Raw genomic sequence first — 22,428 nt, 5'->3', positions numbered from 1 at the left:
TGCCATGCAACGCATCATGTTGATTGGCCCTAGCCAGTGCGGCAAAACCTCGCTTATCCAGCGTTTGCAGGGTGAGGCGCTTAATTACCAGAAAACCCAAGCCATTATCTGGCAGGACAATGCCATTGATACTCCCGGTGAATACCTGGAAAACCGCTGTTTATACAGTGCGTTACTGGCAAGCGCCTGTGAAGCGGATGTGGTGGGGCTGGTACAAAATGCGGATGCGACCCAAAGCTGGTTTGCCCCGATGTTGGCGCAGGTTTTCAACCAGCCGGTAATTGGCATTATCAGTAAAGCCGACACCGTTAACCAGCCAGACCAATTGCGTTGGGCTGCTGACAGCCTCACGCAGGCGGGGGCGCAACACCTATTTGTGACCTCAGCGCTGAGCGGTGAGGGATTAACCGACCTTATTACTTATTTGAATCATTCTGGAGAGTCGCATGCCCGGTAAGATTATGGCGATTAACGCCGGCAGTTCTTCGTTGAAGTTTCAGTTGTTTTCTTTACCTGATGAAAAAGTGATCTGTCAGGGATTAATTGAACGTATCGGTATGGATGATGCGATATTTAACCTCCGCGCCACAGATGTGAAATGGCGCGAGATTCTGCCTATCGCCGATTGCCGCCAAGGTGCTGAACACCTACTTCACGCGCTGATTGAACACAATATTATTGATTCACTGGATGAAATTACCGGTGTCGGCCATCGTGTCGCGCACGGCGGTGAAGCATTCGCCGATTCGGTCGTGATAACCCCCGAGGTGCTGGATAAGATAGAACAGCTTGGCGCACTGGCCCCCCTGCATAATCCGGTTAATGCGCTCGGTATCCGGGTGTTCCAACATGCCCTACCCCATGCCAGCGCGGTGGCGGTATTTGATACTGCATTCCACCAAACACTGAGCCAGACGGCCTATTTGTATCCATTACCGTGGCGCTACTATGAAGAGCTGGGTATTCGCCGTTATGGTTTCCATGGCACCAGTCATAAATATGTCAGTGCCGTTTGCGCCGAACGAATGGGGCGCCCCTTGGAAGAACTGCGCATTGTCTCCTGCCATCTTGGCAACGGCTCCAGCATTTGTGCTATCGGCAACGGCCAGTCGGTGAATACCTCGATGGGCTTCACCCCACAGGCCGGTATCATGATGGGCACCCGGAGCGGTGATATTGACCCCTCCATCCTGCCATTTATTCAGCAAGTAGAAGGAAAAAATGCCAGTGAAATTAACCATTTAATTAACAACCAATCCGGTTTACTGGGCGTATCCGGCATCTCACATGACTATCGCGATGTCGAACAAGCCGCCGCCAACGGCAACCCGCGCGCCAAAGTAGCGCTCGACCTCTTTGCCGAACGTATCCGCGCGGTGATTGGCAGCTATATCGTGCAACTGGGCGGAATTGATGCACTGATATTTACCGGCGGTATCGGTGAAAATGCCCGCACAGCCCGCCAGCAAATCTGCCGTGGTTTAGCCTTTCTCGGTATCGAGTTGGACGAAGAGAAAAATATCAACAATCAGCCGTTTATCCAACATGACTCTGCGCCGGTACAGATTGCTATCGTCAATACCAATGAAGAATTAATGATTGCCCGTGATGTCATTCGCGTGGCCCTGAATCTGCCGGTACAACCGGCCCTCGCCGCACAATAAGAGGCAATATGGAAAGTGGGAAAGTTTGGTTGGTAGGCGCTGGGCCAGGGGATGCCGCGCTGATTACGGTGAAGGGATTACATGTTATTCGTCGCGCTGACGCGTTGGTCTATGACCGTTTGGTGTGTGCTGAGTTACTGGCAGAAGCCCCTGATGGTTGTGAAATGATCAACGTGGGCAAAAACCCCAACCACCATTTGGTGCCACAAACAGAAATCAATCAAATTCTGGTTGATTGCGCCCAACGTGGGCTAAATGTGGTGCGACTCAAAGGTGGTGATCCTTATGTCTTTGGCCGTGGCGGTGAAGAGGCTGAAACACTGGCGTTGGCTGGTATTCCGTTTGAGGTAGTTCCAGGGATAAGCTCCGCCATTGGCGGGTTGGCTTATGCCGGTATTCCGGTAACACATCGTGATTATGCCTCAGGCTTTCATGTGATAACCGGCCATTTGCGCCAAGGCAATGAGCCACAGGACTGGGCAACATTAGCCAAGCTGGAAGGTACGCTGATTATCCTGATGGGAATGACACAACTGACGACCATTTGCCAGCAATTGGTCGCCGGGGGGAAAGCCCCCACCACCCCTGCCGCCGTGGTGATGTACGCCAGCCACCAGCAGCAACAAGTTGCCAGCGGCACACTGCTTACATTAGCCGATCAGGTTGCCGCGCAGGGTTTATCGGCACCGGCGCTGATTGTTATTGGCGACGTGGTTCGCCTACGAGATGTGCTCGCCTTCACGCCGGAGCTATTGTCGCTAAACGCCATTCCCTCGCTGATATACCCAAAGTCATTGGCGTTGTAGGTAGGCAGCAAGTAAACGCATCCCGATGAGCTTATTCATATAGGGTCAACGACAAGTAAGTGATTCGGGTGCGTGAGTGTAGCGAACAACCCTACAGCATCAAGGACGAAGGGTATGGTACTCTAAACGCACAAGCTATATAGGGGAATAGAGTAGCAATGAGTGAGCATGGTGGGAATGTGCTGGAAATGGCACTGAAAATCGGCACAGATGCAGCCAATATCGTTGACTTCAGTGCCAATATTAATCCGCTGGGCATGCCGGAATCCTTGAAAACGGCGATTATCGAACAATTGGCCCGTGCCGAACACTATCCTGATGTTGAGTATCGCCAATTACATGCAGCGCTGGCCCGTGCTCACCACTGCCTGCCAGAGAATATTATGGCAGGCAATGGTGCCACTGAGCTGATTTACGCAGTGGTGCAGCATCTGCAACCCCGCACTGCGGTACTGTTGACTCCGGGCTTTGCTGAATACCGCCGCGCCCTGCAACGGGTCGGCTGCCAGATTCATGATTATCAGATGAGTGAGTCAGACGGCTATCAGCCCGATGAACGTCTACTGGCGCTATTAGCCCAACAGCGCCCAGACTGCCTATTTCTGGCGACACCCAATAACCCGACCGGCCTGATGCCTGATGCCAAATTGCTGCAAGCCATTGTGCAATGTTGCCATCAGTACCATATTGCTTTAATTATCGATGAAGCTTTTATCGATTTCTTGCCAGATGCGCCGGGGCTTACCCCTCAATTAGCGGATTTCCCACACTTATACTTGTTACGCTCACTGACCAAGTTCTTTGCCATTCCAGGGTTGCGCCTCGGTTATCTGCTCAGTGGCGATCTGGCGGCGCTGGCGCAAATGAAACAGCAACGCGAGCCTTGGACTATCAATGCTTTTGCCGCACTGGCGGGTGAGATTATTCTCGACGACCAACCTTATATTCAAGCCACACATCAATGGCTGGCGCAGCAGCGACCTTGGTTATATCAGCATTTAGCCGCCCTGCCAGCGTTGCAGGTGTGGCAAGGGTGCGCCAATTACATTTTCCTGCGCTGCCTTAAACCTGAACTTAATCTGCAACACGCGCTATTAAAGCACCATATTCTGATCCGCCATTGTGCTAATTACCCCGGTCTAACCCGCGACCACTATCGTGTAGCCATTAAAAGCGCGGCAGATAACCAACGGCTGATCAGTGCCTTACAGCAGGTCTTTGGTCATGGCTGAAGCCCGTTGCCCGGCCTCTTGTGGTGAACTGATTCAGGGTTGGATACTGGGGGGGGAGAAGCTTATCTCCTGCCCGGTCAACTGGTTTAGTACGGTTTCGGTGACCGATGGCGTACCGGGCAAGAATGAACGCCCACGCATGCGCCAGATGTTGGCGGCGGTACTGGCCTATTTTGGCCAACCTGCACAGATGGCTAATGGCCTGCACATCAGTTTTGATTCCACCATTCCGGTAGCAAAAGGACTTGCCAGCAGTACCGCCGATATCGCCGCCACCGCACTGGCAACCGCCCGCCATCTCGGTGAAACACTCAATGAAGCCGCACTGGCAGCACTGTGCGTCAGGCTGGAACCCACTGACAGCACCCTATTTCAACAACTGACACTGTTTGACCACCAAACTGCCGCAACACAAATCTCTTATAACTGGCAGCCAGTGGTAGATATTTTGTTACTGGAAAGCCCACAGATTCTCAAAACCGAGGATTACCACCGCCGTGATCGTCAACCGGCGCTGTTAGCCAGTGCCACCTCACTGGAACGGGCATGGCAACTGTTTATCCAAGCCGCCGAGCGCCACGATTGTTCACTGCTGGGTCAGGCCACCACATTGAGTGCGCAAGCCAGCCAGCGTTTACTGGTAAAACCTGACTTTAGCGCCCTGCTGAGGCTAGTGGAGGAGTTGGATTTATACGGGTTGAACGTAGCCCACAGTGGCAGTGTGGTTGGATTATTGCTTGACCGTCAACGGCATGACGTGGAGCAGGTGTTCTGGCAATTGCAGCAGCGCAATATCAATCGCCACTACCCCCGCCAACACCTGTTAACCATGGTGCCTGGGGGCGTGCGTTAACCCGTCATTCAGCATCAGGCCATGATAGCAAAAAATTAAGAATCATCTGAACCAGAATATCCATGTAAACCTCACTGTTATTAACCTGCCGCTTACCATTTTTATGTAATTCTGTTTGTCTTGCCCCTCAAAATCATGACTTCAGTCACAAACAGGGAATGCAGCTATTTTGTCCATGTAAATAGCATTCATGTATATGGGGGAAACTGCTATCAAGGTATTAGATCCCACCAGCAGGAAATCTAGTGAAGATGTAAAATCTGTTTCCTGTTAAATCTTCATTTTTTTAAAAACATAAATAAAATTCATGTAATACAGCATGCTGATTATTGCACCAATACCTTAAATAACAATTACCTCAACCTACATGAGTTCCGGGAGCCTTAAATGAAAAAATTGAGTGTGAAAACCCTGTTGGCAGCCAGTCTGTTCAGCATGATGGTGTGCTCGGGCAGTGCACTGGCGCAGGAAGTCGAAGTGGTTAATATCTCAAAAATCGCCGGTATGCCGTGGTTTAACCGCATGGGCGAAGGTGTGGATCGCGCCGGTAAAGATCTGGCTATCAAAGCCTATCAAATCGGCCCTTCCAGTACCGATGCCCCGCAACAGGTTAAAATTATCGAAGACTTAATCGCGAAAAAAGTTAGTGCTATCAGTATTGTGCCCAACGATGCCGATGTACTGGAACCGGTATTCAAGAAAGCCCGTGAGGCCGGTATTGTGGTGTTAACCAACGAATCTCCAGGGCAACCCAGCGCCAACTGGGATATCGAAATCATCGATAACGCCAAATTTGCCGCAGATAACGTAGAAGAGATGGCAAAAGCCATGGGTGGTAAAGGTGGCTATGTGATTTATGTCGGCAGCCTGACGGTACCACAGCATAACCTGTGGGCCGATCTGTTTGTTAAATATCAGAAAGAGCACTACCCCGATATGTTTGAGGTGACCAGCCGCATGCCTGTTGCCGAGAGTATTGATGATTCACGCCGTACCACGCTCGATTTAATGAAAGCGCACAGTGACCTGAAAGGTATTGTCGCCTTCGGTTCGCAAGGTCCGATCGGTGCTGGCCGTGCCGTGAAAGAGAAACGTGCGAAAAACAACGTCCATGTGTTCGGTATGATGATCCCTTCACAGGCTGCATCCTTGATTAAAAGCGGTGATATCGCAATGGGCGTGACCTATGACCCAGGTTCTGCCGGTTATGCACTGACCGCAGTGGCGGATAAAGTGCTGAAAGGTGAAAAAATTGAGTCAGGTATGGAAATTCCTGGCGTGGGTAAAGCTGAAGTTGACCAAGATAAGCATCTGATCCAGTTCCACAATGTATTACGGGTAACCAAAGACAACGTGGATTCGCTGTATTGATTCACTAAGTTATTGCGGAGCCGGACGCCCTGTCTGGTTCCGCAATTAATTAATTAAGAATCAAAAGGACACAGGATATATGCAGCCATTTATTACCCTGGAAAATGTTAGTAAGACCTTTTATGGCGTCAAAGCGCTAAATAAAGTGGCTATGACCCTGTTACCCGGTGAAGTACATTGTCTTGCAGGGCAAAACGGGTGTGGCAAATCGACCCTCATCAAGATTATTTCCGGTGTCTATCAGCCCGATGCTGATGCCACGATTACCATTGATGGCAAAACTTACTCAAGCCTGACCCCGATTGAATCCGTTCGCTTAGGGATTCAGGTAATTTATCAGGATTTGTCGTTATTCCCGAACCTGACTGTGGCTGAGAATATCGCCATGAACCATTATCACCATCACCTGTGGGTGGACAAACGCCAGATGCGCGCCACGGCTGAGCAGGTGATCAGCAGCATTGATGCGCATCTCAATCTGGATGAACTGGTTGAGAATTTGCCCATCGCCCAGAAGCAACTGGTGGCTATTTGCCGTGCCTTGGCACAGGATGCCCGGTTGATTGTGATGGATGAGCCTACCGCCTCCCTCACCCGACAAGAAGTTAATGGCTTGCTGCGGGTGGTACATGAACTGAAATCACGCAATATCTGCGTAGTCTTTGTCAGCCACCGATTAAGTGAAGTGTTGGAGATTTCAGACCGCATCACGGTGCTAAAGGATGGTGATTGGGTTGGCACTTACCCGGCCACCGAAGTGGACAACCAGCGACTGGCGTGGCTGATGACCGGCATGAAATTTGATTTTCAGGTGCTACCGCCCTACAGTGCCGCCCACCCGCCGGTGCTGGCCGTGGAGGAGCTTTGCCGTAGTAATGAATATCACAACATCTCATTGACGCTGCATCCGGGGGAAATTGTCTCGTTGGTGGGCCTGCTCGGTTCTGGCCGCACTGAACTGTGTCTTAGTTTATTCGGTTTGACCTCGCCGGAGTCAGGCACCATCCGAATTAACGATAAACCGATGTATTTCAGCAGTAACCGTGATGCTATTGCGGCGGGGGTCGGTTATGTGTCAGAAGACCGAATGAGCACCGGGCTGATTATGGAACAATCCATTCGTGACAATATCAGTGCCACTGTTCTGCATCGCCTGAAAAACGTGTTCCATCTGATGCGTAGTGAGCGGGTCGATACGCTGGTCGAGGATATGGTGAAACACCTGTCGATCAAAATCGGCAACAGCGACCTTCCAGTCAATACGCTGTCTGGCGGCAATGCGCAGCGCATTGCTATCGCTAAATGGCTGGCAACCGATCCGCAAATTTTGATCCTTGACTCCCCCACCGTAGGTGTGGATATCGCTAACAAAGCCGGTATCTATAATATTATCAATGCATTGGCAGCTCGCGGTATCGCAGTGTTAATGGTCTGCGATGAAATTGATGAAGCTTATTTCAATAGCCACCGTATTTTAGTGATGCGGGCCGGGCGACTGGTACAAGAGTTTTTACCGGGTAACAGTAGCGAAGCAGCCATTGCGGAGGTAGTAAATGGCTAACCCCCATGCAGTTAATAAATCTGCGGTAGGTAAAACAGGTTTATTCAATAAAGAACAACTAAAACGCCATGAAGTGATGCTGGCATTCACTATTTTGCTTATTTCGACTTATCTTGCGTTCACCAGCCCGGATTTTCTGACCCTTGCCAATATTTATGATCTGATAAATAACTATGCCATGTTAACCATTTTGGCCTGTGGCTTATTTATCGTATTGATTTCTGGCGGTATTGATATTTCATTCCCGGCGATGACCATTATTTCGCAATATGTCATGGTGACATTAATTGTGAAGTTTGGTGGCAACTTCCCGGTAGCTTTTGCGCTGGCTGGTGGTATCGGCCTACTTTTGGGCTTGGTTAATGCCCTGCTGGTTAACCGCTTACGCGTACCGTCGATCATTATCACCATTTCCACACTGAATATTTTCTATGGCTTACTGTTGTATCTCAGCCGTGGTGTTTGGCTGTATAGCTACCCTGAATGGTTTGAACACGGGCCAATGCTGTTCGCCTTTACCGCTGCCGATGGTTATGACTACGGCCTGTCGCTCCCTATTCTAACGCTGCTAATTACCATTATTGTTACCGCTCTACTGATGACCCGCACCAGTATTGGCAGGCAAATCTATGCCTTAGGGGGCAATCAGGAAGCGGCGTCACGCATGGGGTTCAGTATTCTCAAACTGCAACTGTTCGTGTATGGCTATATGGGCTTTTTGTCCGGCATCGCCGGCGTAGTACAGTCTTATACCGTATTAACCGTAGCGCCTGATTCATTACTGGGCTATGAGCTTACAGTGCTGGCAGCCGTGGTGCTCGGCGGTACCAGTATTGTGGGTGGCCGTGGAACACTTACCGGTACCTTGCTGGGGGTGATTTTGCTGGCAATATTACAAAATGGTTTGAATTTACTGAGCATTTCGTCGTACTGGCATACCGTGGTTATCGGGCTGGTAATTGTCATCAGTATCAGTGTGACGGCCTGGGGCCAACGCCATAAGGTAGGGATATAACCATGTCGAAAACAACGCAACGTGATCATACCGAACGCTGGCTGGTTGCCCTGCTGGTGCTGGTCGGCGTAGGATTCAGCCTATTTATTCCACAGGTATTTTGGTCGGCGGCTAACTTCCAATCCATCGCTTCGCAAATCCCTGTCGCGGGGGTATTAACTCTGGCAATGGCGATTACTATGCTGACCGGTGGGATTAACTTATCGATTATTGCTACCGCGAATGCCTGCGCCCTGGTGATGGCATGGGTTTGTACCCATCTTGCGCCAACCTTTAGTTCAATGATGTTGATGTTACTGGCGGGTGCCTCGGTGGCATTGGTTGTGGGGCTTATCAACGGGATACTTATCTCGGTGGTACGAGTATCCCCTATTCTGGCCACTCTGGGCATCATGACGTTGCTCAAAGGCGTGAATGTACTTATCTCCAAAGGTTCGGCTATCTCAAACTTCCCGAACTATGTACTGGCACTGGATCGCAGCAACTTTCTCGGTGTGCCAGTGCCACTTTATCTATTCGTCGCGGTAGCACTGACCATCTGGCTGATTCTGGCTAAAACGCCATTGGGCCGCCAAATCTATTTGTCCGGTTCTAATGAGAAAGCCACCTTCTTCTCTGGGATTAACACGCGCCGCACACTGGTTTGGGTGTATGTAATTTCATCTTTACTGTGTGCGGTAGCGGCCTTATTAATGATGTCAAAACTGAACTCAGCCAAAGCATCCTACGGTGAGTCGCTGTTACTTATCACAATTTTGGCAACCGTACTGGGTGGGGTAAATCCCGATGGTGGATTTGGCAAAGTTTTCGGCATTGTACTGGCGCTGTTCCTGCTGCAAATGCTGGAAAGCGGGCTGAATATCATGGGTGTCAGTAGTTATATCACTATGGCGCTGTGGGGCTCGTTACTGCTGGCGTTTATCTTTGTCAAAGGTGCGAAAATCCCAGCGTTTAGTTTCTTGCGGCAGAACAAACCGTCAAGTTAGGGCCATTTTAGCCAAAAGAAAAGGCTGGCAATTGATGCCAGCCTTTCTCTTAATAGCGTTAAAATAAGCTATTAAACCGTGGTGAAGTTACTTAACTTCGCCCATCGCTTTCAGTTTTTTCGACAATTCACGACGTTCTTTAGACAGATCGGCATTTTTGATGGTGTAATCATCAACACGATCTTCATAAGCAGTACGCATGTCCGCGATAATGGCCTGAATTTCTTCAATACTCATCCCTGGCTTGATGTAATCACTCAGGTTATCGAGCAACAGAACGCGTTTTTGGTTATCACGGATTTTCTTTTCGTTATCAACGATTTCACGCTGCAACTTGTTTTTGCGACGAAACATACGCACAAACTCCAAAACGTCCTGGAAAGTCGGCTTAATTGCATTATCCATTTTTACACCTTCACTTAAGTTTTACACAAATTCAATTGCTGGTGACCAGGCTACCTGCACCATACCGCTTTGTCGTACCTGGTGACAAGATTCATTGGCTTATCTTACCTGCTTTACCCGCCAGACAGAAATTTCATCTGCCTTTAGCGGCGAGAGATCACCTGCGCAACGTCATATTAATCAGATCGTCGAGTTCCTCAAGCTGTTTGGTTAGCTCCATACTCAGCCAAACATAGCCATAAATGGGCGTTTCTACCTGCTGCCCCTGCGTTACCGCCAGCATCAATGATTTCAGTTCGGCCGCAATTTCACTTAACTCGGCGACAACCTCTCGCTCACGTGCTGGTGAGCCATCACGCAAACTGTCACTCAACGTATTCAGAGTGCGAATAGTCATCAGTTGGGTGCTGCGTAACCCTTTAGCATTAAGCATAATAAAATGGCTTTCACGTGACGACCAGTAAGCATCCACCAGCAATTCCAGTGTGCATATTAAATTCCGGCTCAATGTTTGGATGGCTTCAAAAACATCTTTATTAATATGGGATTCTTTACTGGCAGGAGCAATAAAAGTGCGCATTTTAACCGACTGACTCAGGACGGTTTTCAATTTAGGTTCTAATCGTGGGCGTTCGACCACATTCGGTGACAGGTAAGCGGCATAGACCTGGCTGATAGCACGCAGATTATCGCTCATCTGCATGCGCCAATGCGTAAAGGCGCGTTGTGGGTAAACACTGGTAAAGACTAACGCCAGCAGGGAGCCAAAAATAACATCGCCACTACGCCACAGTGCGGTATTCATATCACCCGGCGCAGATCCACAAACTACCGCCAGCGTGATACCAATCAAGAGTGCCATATAGGGCCGTTTACCCAACGTCAAATAGCCGCACAGAAACATGATAACCCCGCACCAGACCAGCATGAACGTCAGCGAATAGGATTCAAGATAGAGGGCAATCAGGCCAGATATCGCGCCAAACACCGTGCCGCCAATACGTTGCATCGCTCGGGATAACACATTTCCCCAGTAAGATATCGGCCCCATAACCACGACCAGCGTGATCAACGGCCAGGTCCCTTCTGGGATGGCCAATAAGCGAATAATCAGGAAAGTTAAGATAAATGCCAGCGTAATTCGCAAAGCATGCGTAAGGCGATAGTGACTATAAATCAAGTTATCCAGTGGCGAGATTTTTTTATTCAAGCGCACAATATACCTACGTCCAATAAAACACTAAAACCTAAGTTTAGCTGAGTTATAACCGGCTGGCACGGGGTTAAAAGTTTGCAAAAGTAGCGAATAATCAGTGACGAGACATAAACGGGAAAAGTTATTCCCCGCAGTCTGTCGTCACGCGGGGAGAGATGCTTACTTAAAATCAACCGCCATTTGTTGCTGGATAGTTATTCCATAGCTGGACTCCACACAACAGGCAATATAATCGGTGAAGCGTGGTGATCTTGCCATACCCAAACTGAGCAGGCGTTCATTACTGAACCGCACATTTAACACGGCAAAAGAGCCATATAAACGCATGGCTTTCAACATTAAGCGCTCATTGCAGGGGCCGAAAATGCTTTTTAGTTGGTTACGCATCTGCACCAAAGCACCGTAGTCTACCTGGCAATAATCTGTACCCATCGGTTTTTGCCGTGCCGCCGAGGACATGGCTTGATCAATTTCGGCAAAACTGACGCTGTCTTTTTCTCCGGCAGAAATATGATAAATATTTTCGGTCAAGTGGGGATGGAACAAAATACACAACAGAGCATCCGCACAATAATCGACCGGGATAACGTCGATATAGTCATCCAATGAGCACATAAACTTACGCAGCATTAATGCCATGCGAAATACCCAGAAAATACTGCTAGAGGGCTGACACCCCAAACGGGTATGCCCAACGACAATCGATGGCCGGGCTAATACCAGCGGTAAATTCGGGCATTGCTCTGCCAACAATCGCTCAATAGCTGATTTGGACTTGGTATATTCCACTAAATGCGCATCATCTTGCGCTGATAATACTTGCTCGCTAACCACCGCTCCGGCATCTGGTGTGCACGACATGGCGGTACCCACGTGGATAAAGCGCTGTAAACCCACTACATTTGCCATTCTTTTGCCAAATGCCAGAGTGCCGTCTACATTTACTTTCCAGATTAAGGGATTATTACCAAATGACGCGACAGCAGCACAGTTAATAACATGGGTCACATCATCAATACGTGGGTCATTAATAAAGCTATCCGGCTCTGCCAAATCGCCTAATAAAATATGGTTGATATTTATTTTATTCAGCCGCTGACTGGGGAGATAAAATTTCGCCAGATTTTCACGGATACGGTTTAGCCCCTGTTCCGGCGTAGTCGCCCGTACTAATAATAAATAATTAAAATCGGCGTCTGCCAATAATAACTTTTCAAGCACTGCCCCGCCCAGAAACCCTGTTGCGCCGGTTAGCAGAAGTTTTTTCACCATGAGTCCTACCGTGTCATTTAGTAGGCGAATTGTATGAATAGCTGAGTAAACGGTAGGTAAATACTAATTAGATCGACATGTTTCTGGCAAAACATAAGTATGTCGAAATAAATCCTGACGTCTCGGCGCATCTGAAATGATATTCTAACACTAACGTTATTGGTCACTGCGGCTTACCACCAAAACGGTGGCCCATCACTAAAGAATGACCATAGTAAAAAGGGTTAAACCGAATAATGTCAGATAAAAATAAGCAACCTACTTTCTACATTCACGATTACGAGACCTTTGGTCAGCGTCCGGCATTGGACCGGCCGGCCCAGTTTGCCGGGGTGCGCACCGATTTGGATTTCAACATTATCGAAGAGCCATTGGTCATTTACTGTGCTCCCGCCGATGACTATCTGCCACAGCCAGAGGCTGTGATGATAACCGGTATCACGCCACAGCATGCCTTAGCCAATGGCGTGAATGAGGCAGAATTTGCCCGCCAAATCCATCAGGCTTTCAATGTGCCGGGCACTTGTATCCTCGGTTACAACAATATTCGTTTTGATGATGAAGTCAGTCGCAATATTTTCTACCGCAATTTTTACGATCCCTATGCCTATAGCTGGCAAGGAGGGAATTCCCGCTGGGATCTGTTAGATGTGATGCGGGCGTGTTACGCCCTGCGCCCAGAAGGTATTGTCTGGCCGGAAAATGAAGATGGCCTGCCGAGTTTCAAGCTTGAGCATCTGACCAAAGCCAATGGTGTTGAGCATTTGCATGCCCATGATGCGATGTCAGATGTGCATGCCACCATTGCGATGGCGAAATTGGTCAAACAGGCGCAACCCCGCCTATTCGACTATTTATATCAACACCGCAGTAAGCATAAAATAAACGCACTGATTGATATCGCGGAGATGACGCCGTTGGTTCATGTCTCCGGCATGTTTGGCGCGGCACGAGGCAATACCAGTTGGGTTGCGCCGCTGGCATGGCATCCTGAGAATAAAAATGCGGTGATTATGTGTGACCTGGCCGGTGATATGTCGCCATTGCTGGCGTTGGATAGCGATACACTGCGCGAGCGTCTATATACCCGCCGCGACAAACTCAATGCACAAGATGCAGCGGTGCCACTGAAACTGGTGCACATCAATAAATGCCCGGTACTGGCTCCCGCTAAAACTTTATTACCGGAAAATGCTGATCGTTTGGGCATTGATCGCCAACGTTGCCTGCAAAATTTGCAATTATTGCGGCAAAATCCGCAAGTACGTGAAAAAGTGGTGGCACTGTTCGCCGAAGCCGAACCTTTTGCGGTATCCGATGATGTCGATGCACAACTGTATAATGGCTTCTTCAGCGATGCCGACCGCGCCACCATGAAGATCATTTTACAAACTGAACCGCAAAACCTGCCCGCACTGGATTTGACCTTTCAAGATCCACGGCTGGAAGCGCTATTTTTCCGCTTTCGCGCCCGTAATTACCCCAATACGCTGACTGACAGTGAGCAACAGCGTTGGCTGGAACATCGCCGCGAAGCCCTCAATCCTGAAAGAGTGCAGGACTACGTGCTGCAACTGGAACAATTCTATAACCAGTATGAAGATGATAAAGAGAAGCTGGCACTGCTGAAAGCACTGTTTGAGTATGCCAGAGGCTTAGTGAGCTAGGGCTGTGGCAGCAAATTATCCAATAAAAAACGGAGCCATCAGGCTCCGTTTTAGTCAGCAATTGCGCAATATTAAATGCGATTACTGTGCCAGTTCGCCATTAAACTGAGGCAAAGCCTGACGGAAAGCACGGGTTTTCCAGACCATATAAGCCAGGCCAATCGCGCCCCACACCAGTCCCAGTGTCATTGAACTGCTTTCCAGATTCATCCACAGCACCCCCACCGTTCCTGCACCAATCATTGGCAGAATCAGGTAGCTGAAATGATCCTTAAACGTTTTGTTACGGCGTTCACGGATATAGAACTGTGAAATCACTGACAGGTTCACGAAGGTAAAGGCCACCAGCGCACCGAAGTTAATCAATGCGGTCGCCGTCACCAGATCAAAGGAAATAGCAGACAATGCCACGCCACCAACCAACAGTACGTTGATTGCCGGAGTCCGCCATTTCGGGTGTACGTAACCAAATATTTTTTCTGGGAATACCCCATCGCGGCCCATCACATACAGCAGACGCGAAACGCCAGCATGTGCCGCCATCCCTGATGCCAATACCGTGACACAGGAGAAGCACAAGATAACTGACTGGAAGAATTTGCCAGCAACAAACAGCATAATTTCCGGCTGTGACGCATCAGGATCAGTGAAGCGCGAAATATCCGGGAAATAGAGCTGTAAGAAATAAGACACCACAATAAAGATCACGCCGCCAATCAATGCCGTCAAGAAAATCGCTTTCGGGATCACTTTACCGGCATTGGGGGTTTCTTCAGACAATGAACTGATGCCGTCGAAACCCAGGAATGAGAAGCACAGTATCGTGGCCCCAGTTATCATCGGCACCAAATGGGCATTTTCAGAATAGAACGGGCGTGGGCTTACCAATGTGCCCGCACCTTCACCCTGATAAACACCATGAATCAATAGCCCCATAAAGACCACCATGATAGCTACCTGAACCACAACAATAACCGAGTTCAAGTTTGCCACCACGTTGATGCCACGCAGGTTAAACAGCGTCATCAGGCTGACCAGCGCGCCAACAAAAATCCACGATGGCACACCAGGGAAAATCGCTTCGAGGTAAATTTTTGCCAACAGAATATTAATCATCGGCATGAACAGATAGTCCAGCAGTGATGACCAACCCACCATAAAGCCAACATTCGGACTAATGGATTTCTGGGCGTAAGTATACGCCGACCCCGCAGACGGGAAGCGTTTAACCAGTTTGCCATAGCTGATTGCCGTGAACAGCACCGCAATCAACGCAATGGCGTAAGAGGTCGCGACATGACCATCGGTCAAACCGGAAACAATGCCAAAAGTATCGAAAATGGTCATCGGCTGTAAATAAGCCAGACCCATCATCACCACTTGGACCAGTGTCAGTGTTTTTCTGAGTTGGACGCGGTTGTTGGTACCCGTTTGGTTAGTACCGACTGCAACAGTAGCGTTATGCGTCATGATTCAGCCTCCCCATACCTTTAACCCGATTCGCAAGTGTAGCGCACAGGTTAGAGGTGACGGGGAAACTTCGTATCTGCCTGGGATACGTAAGTGGGGAAATAAGAGCGGAGTAACGGGTATTTGCCATACCTGCTGCGCCATAATCGCTGCATGTGCAGCGCATACCGGTGGGCACCGGTGCCAGTGTGAATAATTGCCCCATCTTTCTTTCCTCATAACGGCGATTTCAGTATGTGAATAATCGCTCGCGGACCTGTTTATCTATCCGGATCGTTGTCCGGCCTCTTGATTTGTGAAAACATGAATGCAAAAAAATAACCGACGCGTTTAAACGTCGGTTATTGCATGGCGCGTATTCTGCCCTAAGTTGAGAGCAAAAAACAAGATGTTAAAGCACTTGAAACAATATTCTTATGACAGTTTGATCTAAACAGCTATTCCCGCGTGCTATCAGCGCTGAGCGGCCATTTCTACTCGCTCAATTGCCGCCCACAGTTTGTCTGAATTCAATGCAATAGGCAGATAATGAATTGATTCACTCGGCTTCAGAATTCGACCAATCACCCGCTCAATAGCATCACGATCATTAATATCAACATCCAGCGCCGCTAAATGGGTTGGCAAACCCAACTTTTTAAACGCCACAATCAATGACTGTAATGCCTCATCCTGCTCCAGCAGGGCTGTCTGGACCAAAATCCCATAGGCCACTTTGGTGCCATGCAGAAAATGTTCGGTTTGGGGCAACAGAGTCAGGCCATTGTGCACTGCATGTGCCGCCGCCACCCGGGTATAACGCTCCCCCAACCCACCGACCATGCCGCCCCCGGCAATAATCGCATCCACCACATCCAGAAAGTCCTGTGTCAGTTCAACTTGCTTAACCGCCCGTAACGCGGCTTCACTTTGCTTTAGCAGCACATTACGAATATCCAACGCAGCCTGTAATCCGAGGCGAACAGTGAGAGATAAAGTTTCCGGCTGTGGGCTAAGTACCACGGCTTCGTACCATTTTGCCAAGGTATCGCCAATACCTGCCAGCAGATATTCCACCGGTGCTTGCAAAATGATGCGCGGTTCAACTAAGACTAAGTGATTAGCATCTTTGAAAATTTCAAAATTCAGTGCCTGCCCGGCGTCGCTATACCAGACGGAGAGTGGCGTCCAGGCGGCGCAGGTTGCGGCGATAGTCGGGATAGCGACCAGTGGCAACCCCAGCTTACGTGCCACCACTTTCGCGGTATCCAATACTGCCCCACCGCCGATACCGATCACCACCTGGCGATCACTGCCCGCTGTTTTCACCAAATCCGCAACAGTAGACTCACTGCAATGGGTTGAAAACGCAGCACGCACCGCTTGCGGCCCGTGGAACGCGGCGGGTAAGTAATCACTGGCTGCCGCCAAAGCACGCTCACCAAAGATCCACAGTGCCTTATCCAGGGCCGCCGGAGGGTAGAACTCACTCAGTTTGTCGATAGCACCCGGAAAAGAAAAATAGTTGGCCGGACCTACCTGTACCCGGATTGCATTCGTGCTCATCGCGCGTTCCTTTTAAATTACGTTCTTATCGCTGTTTTTCTCATCTTAAGGGGTAAGCTAGCAATGTTTAATAATTTTTTGATATACCTTAACTACTTTAGTTTGTTGCGAATAATAGAAACTGTGTTAAAAAAGAAAGCTATCAGCAGCATTATTGACTGCCTGTTTCTCCGGTTGATTGACCTGAGAAAAATCGTAAGCCTATTTCTGAATAGCAAAAAGGGGTAGGTCGCCAAAATACTTTATAGGGCAGTCACAGAAATTTATGTCCAGCATCAGTTCCTCCCGCCTTGAGATGCGCAATATCTCTATTTCGTTTTCTGGATTCCATGCACTACAACAAGTTGATTTTACACTAGAAGGTGGTTCCACCCATGCACTGGTCGGTGCTAATGGTGCAGGAAAATCAACCTTGATGGCTATTCTTTCCGGCGCTCACAGTCACTATCGTGGTGAGATCTATATTGATGGCCAACAGGTAGATATTCATTCCCCCCGACAAGCTAAGCAACAGGGTATCCATGTGGTTCAGCAAGAGGTTGATGTCGCACTGATCCCCACCCTGTCTGTGGCGGAAAATATTATGCTGGATACGCTGGCGGAGCAGGGACATCTGTTTAACTGGCCGCAGCTTTACCGTCAGGCAGAAGCGCTACTCGGGCAACTTGATGTTAAATTAAATGTGCGCCAACGTCTGGAATCCTGCACGCTGGCAGAGAAACAACAGGTGTTATTAGCCCGCGCCCTTTCCCACCAATGCCGTTTCCTGATTTTAGATGAACCTACCGCACCACTGGATCAAGAAGAGAGCGCGCGCTTGTTCCGCGTAGTCCGCCGTTTGCAATCGGAAGGCATGGCAATCGTTTTCATTTCACATCGCATCCATGAATTACGCGAAATTTGCGATCAATTAACGGTGTTACGTGATGGGCGGCGTGTCAGCCATGATGCCATGGGTGAGCTAAGCGGCGAGCAGATTGTGGAAAAAATGCTTGGCCATACGCTGGATGATATTTTCCCCCCTCGACGAGCGGCGGTCAGCCGTAAAACACTGCTGGCAGTACGTGGTTTACATGATCAACACAAATTGCGCGATATTTCCCTGACACTGCATGAAGGCGAAATTCTGGGTATTGCCGGGTTAGCCGGTGCGGGGAAAACCGAACTGTGCAAAGCGTTGTTTGGCGCAACACCCAGCCGTGTCGACAGTGGCGAATTACAAGGGAAAGCCTGGAAACCACGCTCGCCCGACCAATCTGTCGCACAAGGATTGGCATTGGTACCGGAAGAGCGGCGCAAAGAAGGTATTTTTATCCACGAAGGGATTGCGATGAATCTCAGTGTGGCGGCCGATGACAGTTTTTCCCGCTGGAGTATTTTTAGCCGCCGTCAGGAGCTAAATTGGGCCAAAGAGTTAATTCAGCGTCTTGGGATACGTACCTCTTCACCACAACAGAAACTCGCGCGCCTATCGGGAGGCAATCAGCAGAAAGTGGCGATCGGCAAGTGGTTGCGCGGTGATGCGCAGGTACTGATTTTTGATGAACCGACTAAAGGTGTCGACATCAAAGCCAAGCAAGACCTGTTCACTCTGATTGACGCTTTAGCACAGAGTGGGAAAGGCATTATTTATGCATCCGGTGAATTCTCAGAATTGGTCGGTTTATGCTCTCGCATCTGTGTGTTGTGGGATGGGCGTATTGTCGCCGAACTGAACGCCGCCGATGTTGATGAAGAGACATTATTACTACTCTCTACTGGAGGAACCCCTCAGTGAACAAAGAAATCCCCCTAGCCGACGCACAACCATGGCGTCATCAGCTCTTTGATTTTCTCTACAAATGGGGGATGTTACTCACCGTTGTGGCGCTAATCGCGTTATTTGGCTTGGCATCGGATAACTTCCTCGATCCAAACAATATTATCAATATTTTGCGCTCTATCGCCATCGTGACGGTGATTGCCATTGGAGTGTCAATTTCGCTGTCGATTGGTGGTTTTGATCTGTCGGTGGGTTCCACCGCTTCGTTGGCCAATGCCATCGTGGTATCGCTATTTGTCTGGTACGGTTTTGGTACCACTGGCGCCATTATTTTAACGCTACTGATTTGTACCTTGGTCGGCCTGTTTAACGCGTTTCTGATCGTGGTACTGAAGATCCCTGACATGCTGGCCACCCTTGCCAGTCTATTTGTGATTCAGGGCGTGGCGATGACCTACAGTTATGGCGGGTCTATCACGCAAAATATGTTGCTACCCAGCGGCGATATGGCGGAAGGCGTCATTCCTGAGATGTTTTCAGCGCTGGGCCAAGTGCCGGTAATTGTGCTGATTATGCTGGCGGTGACAATTGTAGTGCAGTTGTATCTGTCGCTAACCAAGCATGGCCGGCGCATGTATGCAATTGGGGGTAATCCAGAAGCGGCTCGATTAGCGGGTATCCGTACCGTGCGTTATCGGGTGCTGGCCTATGTGCTCTCTTCCCTGTTAGCGGCACTGGGTGGCATTCTGCTGGCATCACGTATCGGCTCGTCGCAGGTGAACGCCGGGGGGGGCTACCTAATGGATGCCGTGGCAGCAGCGTATATCGGTTTCTCTTTGGCCGGTTCTGGCAAGCCTAATGCTTTTGGCACCTTAATTGGCGCGGTGATCTTAGGTGTATTACAAAACGGCCTGGTGATGCTGTCAGTACCTTATTATGCCATGGATATCATCAAAGGGCTGGTATTGGCGATGGCGCTGGCGCTGACCTATATCCATCAAAAGCGGTGATAGGGCGCGAGATAAGTGAGTGAAAGGGCGAGCCGCGCCTAGGGGCCCTCTTATATTTGATGTTTATTTCGAATGTTTTATCGACTCATACATTCAAGGCGTAGCGAGCTAAGTCAGACTGAGTGCGTACAGCGCGCAGTACCCGGAGCATACACGCAGTATGTGAGGAGTACGAGCACTGCACAATCTCAGTATGACAACGCGCAGTAGCCGATAAGATAATTAATTCAAAGGCATTCGATTTGGGTCTGGATATTGATACTCAAACCCCAGCTCGCTACAAATTTTGCTGCCATCAATCTCACGTGGTGCTTCCTCAATATCCTCGGCAGCAAACTCCGGTGGCGTCAATTGTAATGCTCGCGCGCACTCAGGATAGAAATCACGCTTGGCGGGATGGTGTGGTGCACACAAATTATAAATATGGCCGCCCCTTGGCAGCTTAAGCAACAACTCGATGGCTGAAATAACATCTTCCTGATGCACCAGATTAACCCCCAATGAGCCGCCTTTCACACCGCATTTCCCTGCCAGAAAACGGCCAGGATGGCGATCGGTGCCCACTAGCCCGGCAAGGCGCAAGATATCCACCGAGGTATTGGGTAACTTATGCAACCAAAGCTCTAGCTCCATCAGCGTTTTACCGGCAGTGGTCACCGGTTGTAGCGGTGAACTCTCTTTGATTCGGCCACGGGTTTCGCCATACACCGAGGTAGAACTGGTAAAAATAATGCGCGGCATACCGAAAGCCAATGCGCTATCGACCACCATCTGTACCGCCTGAAGATATTGTTCCCCACGTTCGGCGGTGCGGCTGGCAGGTAAGGTAATGACCAAAGCATCAGCGGTCATCAGTTGCTCCAGATCGTCTGGAGAGCAAATCAGTTCTGGTGTCAGTTGCAATTGAAAACAATCAACTCCGCTCATTCTGGCGGCATCGACACCATCTGACGTAGTCTTACTGCCAACCACTTGTATTCCACGACGGATTAATGATTGCGCCAATGGCATCCCCAGCCAGCCCAACCCAATAATGGCTACTTTCTTCATTTCAATTGCTCTCCACGGATTCATACCGATAACCTATACCCTAAATAATTCGAGTTGCAGGAAGGCGGCTAATACACATGCAGCTTGAAGTATGACGGGTGTATACCGATAACACACGTAATACGCATAAGTTACGCCAACTACTGTTACCTAACAATTACTCTCTATTATGGGCCTCTTTCTATAAATCGGTGTAATGACGCTGGGTAAATATTTCATGCTTATACTGACATAAAACAAAGTGATAATGACTAAGTAGAAAACCATTACTGGTTGATAAGCCGCACCCTTCCAGGGTGAAATAAATGCATCAGGCGAAAAAAAGGTTGCGCGCTACCGAGCAGATGGTTTAGGTTGATTGACAGAAGTTATGCCACGTATGGCTATATGTATACATCAAGGCTATTTTGATTTGCTCAAAACCGCCCAAACAGAGAAATTATTATGAACTGCGTTCAATTTAATCACCATCATCACCATCATCCTGACTAGTCTTGCAGGCCGATGTGTGCTGGAAGACGGTTAACGAATCTTCCAGGTGGCGGTAGAACGCAATAGAGAAAGCCCTCGGAAGATTATCTTCCGAGGGCTTTTTTGTTGCTCATCATTTTATATGATTAATTAATAGATTGAGGATTTACCATGCTGGATAAAACACGTTTACGCATTGCGATGCAGAAATCAGGCCGCCTGAGTGATGATTGCCATGAATTGTTATCGCGCTGCGGGATTAAAATCAATTTGCAACAACAGCGCCTGATCGCTTTTGCAGAAAATATGCCAATCGATATCCTGCGAGTACGTGATGACGATATCCCAGGACTGGTGATGGATGGGGTGGTTGATCTAGGGATTATTGGCGAAAACGTGCTGGAAGAAGAGTTACTGAGCCGCCGTGCTCAAGGCGAAGATCCCCGTTACTTCACATTACGCCGCCTGGATTTCGGTGGCTGTCGCCTCTCACTGGCAGCATCACTGGATACCGAGTATACCGGCCCGCAATGTCTGCAAAATAAGCGCATCGCCACCTCTTACCCGCACATTTTAAAGCAATACCTAGACAAACAAGGGGTTACCTTTAAATCCTGTTTATTGAACGGTTCTGTTGAAGTAGCACCACGTGCCGGTTTGGCGGATGTTATCTGTGATTTGGTGTCAACCGGTGCCACGCTGGAAGCCAACGGCCTGCGCGAAGTTGAAGTCATTTACCGCTCCAAAGCGTGCCTGATTCAGCGTGATGGCGAAATGCCAGCCGATAAGCAACAACTGATTGATCGCCTGATGACCCGTATTCAAGGTGTGATTCAAGCACGTGAATCCAAATACATCATGATGCATGCACCTAGTGAACGTTTGGACGAAATCATTACGCTGCTACCCGGTGCCGAGCGCCCTACTATTCTGCCATTGGCCGGTGATAAGAGCCGTGTCGCCATGCACATGGTCAGTAGCGAGACGCTGTTCTGGGAAACAATGGAAAAGCTGAAAGCGTTAGGTGCCAGCTCCATTCTGGTATTACCGATTGAAAAAATGATGGAGTAAC

The 22,428-nt window shown here is 49.2% G+C and carries 21 protein-coding genes and 1 other annotated feature; of the genes, 14 read left to right on the top strand and 7 right to left on the bottom strand.

Translation table 11 applies throughout. The annotated features are described in order from the left end of the window. Window positions 1-4 precede the first annotated feature (4 nt). The 9 genes from Q2T72_RS07960 (at window position 5) to Q2T72_RS07920 (ending at window position 9,488) form a co-directional block, all read left to right on the top strand. Window positions 5-457: a EutP/PduV family microcompartment system protein gene (locus Q2T72_RS07960; protein ID WP_083159279.1), complete on the top strand. Its 453-nt coding sequence runs from the start codon at window positions 5-7 to the stop codon at window positions 455-457. Continuing rightward, window positions 447-1,664, top strand: a complete 1,218-nt coding sequence (locus tag Q2T72_RS07955) for an acetate/propionate family kinase (protein ID WP_372568925.1) — start codon at window positions 447-449, stop codon at window positions 1,662-1,664. Before Q2T72_RS07960 ends, Q2T72_RS07955 begins: the two co-directional genes overlap by 11 nt. A gap of 8 nt (window positions 1,665-1,672) precedes the next feature. Then, on the top strand, window positions 1,673-2,470 hold the full coding sequence (gene cobA / locus Q2T72_RS07950) for a uroporphyrinogen-III C-methyltransferase (RefSeq protein ID WP_083159281.1): 798 nt from the start codon (window positions 1,673-1,675) through the stop codon (window positions 2,468-2,470). Between the two features lie 158 nt (window positions 2,471-2,628). Next, a complete protein-coding gene (cobD, locus tag Q2T72_RS07945; protein ID WP_083159282.1) occupies window positions 2,629-3,702 on the top strand; it encodes a threonine-phosphate decarboxylase CobD in 1,074 nt (357 codons plus the stop codon). Further along, on the top strand, window positions 3,695-4,555 hold the full coding sequence (locus Q2T72_RS07940; RefSeq protein WP_372568924.1) for a GHMP kinase: 861 nt from the start codon (window positions 3,695-3,697) through the stop codon (window positions 4,553-4,555). The genes cobD and Q2T72_RS07940 overlap by 8 nt, the downstream gene beginning before the upstream one ends. A 435-nt stretch (window positions 4,556-4,990) precedes the next feature. Beyond that, on the top strand, window positions 4,991-5,926 hold the full coding sequence (locus Q2T72_RS07935; RefSeq protein WP_227746594.1) for an autoinducer 2 ABC transporter substrate-binding protein: 936 nt from the start codon (window positions 4,991-4,993) through the stop codon (window positions 5,924-5,926). Between the two features lie 79 nt (window positions 5,927-6,005). Continuing rightward, complete coding sequence (locus tag Q2T72_RS07930) at window positions 6,006-7,487, top strand: sugar ABC transporter ATP-binding protein (RefSeq protein WP_193784681.1); 1,482 nt, start codon at window positions 6,006-6,008, stop codon at window positions 7,485-7,487. Beyond that, window positions 7,480-8,502: an ABC transporter permease gene (locus Q2T72_RS07925; RefSeq protein WP_083159285.1), complete on the top strand. Its 1,023-nt coding sequence runs from the start codon at window positions 7,480-7,482 to the stop codon at window positions 8,500-8,502. Before Q2T72_RS07930 ends, Q2T72_RS07925 begins: the two co-directional genes overlap by 8 nt. 2 nt (window positions 8,503-8,504) lie before the next feature. Next, complete coding sequence (locus Q2T72_RS07920; RefSeq protein WP_372568923.1) at window positions 8,505-9,488, top strand: ABC transporter permease; 984 nt, start codon at window positions 8,505-8,507, stop codon at window positions 9,486-9,488. An 87-nt stretch (window positions 9,489-9,575) separates the two neighbouring features. Here the strand turns inward: Q2T72_RS07920 and tmaR are convergent, their stop codons facing one another. The 3 genes from tmaR to Q2T72_RS07905 all read right to left on the bottom strand — a co-directional run bounded on the left by tmaR (window position 9,576) and on the right by Q2T72_RS07905 (window position 12,378). Beyond that, window positions 9,576-9,893, bottom strand: coding sequence for a PTS system regulator TmaR (tmaR, locus tag Q2T72_RS07915; RefSeq protein ID WP_005187773.1), 318 nt, complete (start codon window positions 9,891-9,893; stop codon window positions 9,576-9,578). A gap of 157 nt (window positions 9,894-10,050) precedes the next feature. After that, window positions 10,051-11,109 carry an FUSC family protein gene (locus Q2T72_RS07910; RefSeq protein WP_372568922.1) on the bottom strand — a complete coding sequence of 353 codons (1,059 nt, stop codon included), beginning with the start codon at window positions 11,107-11,109 and terminating at the stop codon, window positions 10,051-10,053. 159 nt (window positions 11,110-11,268) lie between these two features. Then, window positions 11,269-12,378: an SDR family oxidoreductase gene (locus Q2T72_RS07905; protein ID WP_372569869.1), complete on the bottom strand. Its 1,110-nt coding sequence runs from the start codon at window positions 12,376-12,378 to the stop codon at window positions 11,269-11,271. Between the two features lie 239 nt (window positions 12,379-12,617). Between Q2T72_RS07905 and sbcB the strand changes: the two genes are divergently transcribed. Next, window positions 12,618-14,048, top strand: a complete 1,431-nt coding sequence (sbcB, locus tag Q2T72_RS07900; RefSeq protein ID WP_372568921.1) for an exodeoxyribonuclease I — start codon at window positions 12,618-12,620, stop codon at window positions 14,046-14,048. A gap of 81 nt (window positions 14,049-14,129) precedes the next feature. Here sbcB and Q2T72_RS07895 read toward each other — a convergent pair whose 3' ends face one another. The 3 genes from Q2T72_RS07895 to Q2T72_RS07885 form a co-directional block, all read right to left on the bottom strand. Continuing rightward, entirely contained in the window at window positions 14,130-15,518 is a 1,389-nt protein-coding gene (locus Q2T72_RS07895; protein WP_083159326.1) for an APC family permease, read from the bottom strand. Further along, a complete protein-coding gene (locus Q2T72_RS07890; protein ID WP_032906857.1) occupies window positions 15,508-15,723 on the bottom strand; it encodes a hypothetical protein in 216 nt (71 codons plus the stop codon). The genes Q2T72_RS07895 and Q2T72_RS07890 overlap by 11 nt, the downstream gene beginning before the upstream one ends. A gap of 248 nt (window positions 15,724-15,971) precedes the next feature. Further along, window positions 15,972-17,063 (bottom strand): oxidoreductase, encoded by a 1,092-nt coding sequence (locus tag Q2T72_RS07885; protein WP_372568920.1) that lies wholly within the window; start codon window positions 17,061-17,063, stop codon window positions 15,972-15,974. A gap of 265 nt (window positions 17,064-17,328) precedes the next feature. On the opposite strand from Q2T72_RS07885, the gene Q2T72_RS07880 reads away from it, so the two are divergent. Beyond that, complete coding sequence (locus tag Q2T72_RS07880; RefSeq protein ID WP_372568919.1) at window positions 17,329-18,840, top strand: sugar ABC transporter ATP-binding protein; 1,512 nt, start codon at window positions 17,329-17,331, stop codon at window positions 18,838-18,840. Further along, on the top strand, window positions 18,837-19,835 hold the full coding sequence (locus tag Q2T72_RS07875; protein ID WP_050072904.1) for an ABC transporter permease: 999 nt from the start codon (window positions 18,837-18,839) through the stop codon (window positions 19,833-19,835). The genes Q2T72_RS07880 and Q2T72_RS07875 overlap by 4 nt, the downstream gene beginning before the upstream one ends. 222 nt (window positions 19,836-20,057) lie before the next feature. On the opposite strand, the gene Q2T72_RS07870 is transcribed toward Q2T72_RS07875, so the two are convergent. Then, complete coding sequence (locus Q2T72_RS07870) at window positions 20,058-20,885, bottom strand: SDR family oxidoreductase (RefSeq protein ID WP_083159329.1); 828 nt, start codon at window positions 20,883-20,885, stop codon at window positions 20,058-20,060. Window positions 20,886-21,329: 444 nt separating this feature from the next. On the opposite strand from Q2T72_RS07870, the gene hisL reads away from it, so the two are divergent. Both hisL and hisG read left to right on the top strand, forming a co-directional pair. After that, window positions 21,330-21,377 carry a his operon leader peptide gene (hisL, locus tag Q2T72_RS07865; protein ID WP_105877057.1) on the top strand — a complete coding sequence of 16 codons (48 nt, stop codon included), beginning with the start codon at window positions 21,330-21,332 and terminating at the stop codon, window positions 21,375-21,377. Beyond that, window positions 21,353-21,483 (top strand) — a sequence feature (His leader region). Its footprint overlaps the gene before it by 25 nt. 44 nt (window positions 21,484-21,527) lie before the next feature. Continuing rightward, window positions 21,528-22,427, top strand: a complete 900-nt coding sequence (gene hisG, locus Q2T72_RS07860) for an ATP phosphoribosyltransferase (protein WP_004388789.1) — start codon at window positions 21,528-21,530, stop codon at window positions 22,425-22,427. Window position 22,428: the final 1 nt, after the last annotated feature.

Source organism: Yersinia sp. 2466 StPb PI (assembly GCF_041538325.1).
In the GTDB taxonomy this organism is placed as follows: Bacteria; Pseudomonadota; Gammaproteobacteria; order Enterobacterales; family Enterobacteriaceae; genus Yersinia; species Yersinia enterocolitica_E.
The sequence above is the reverse complement of the archived record's forward strand: the minus strand, read 5'-3'. Positions and strand labels throughout refer to the sequence as shown.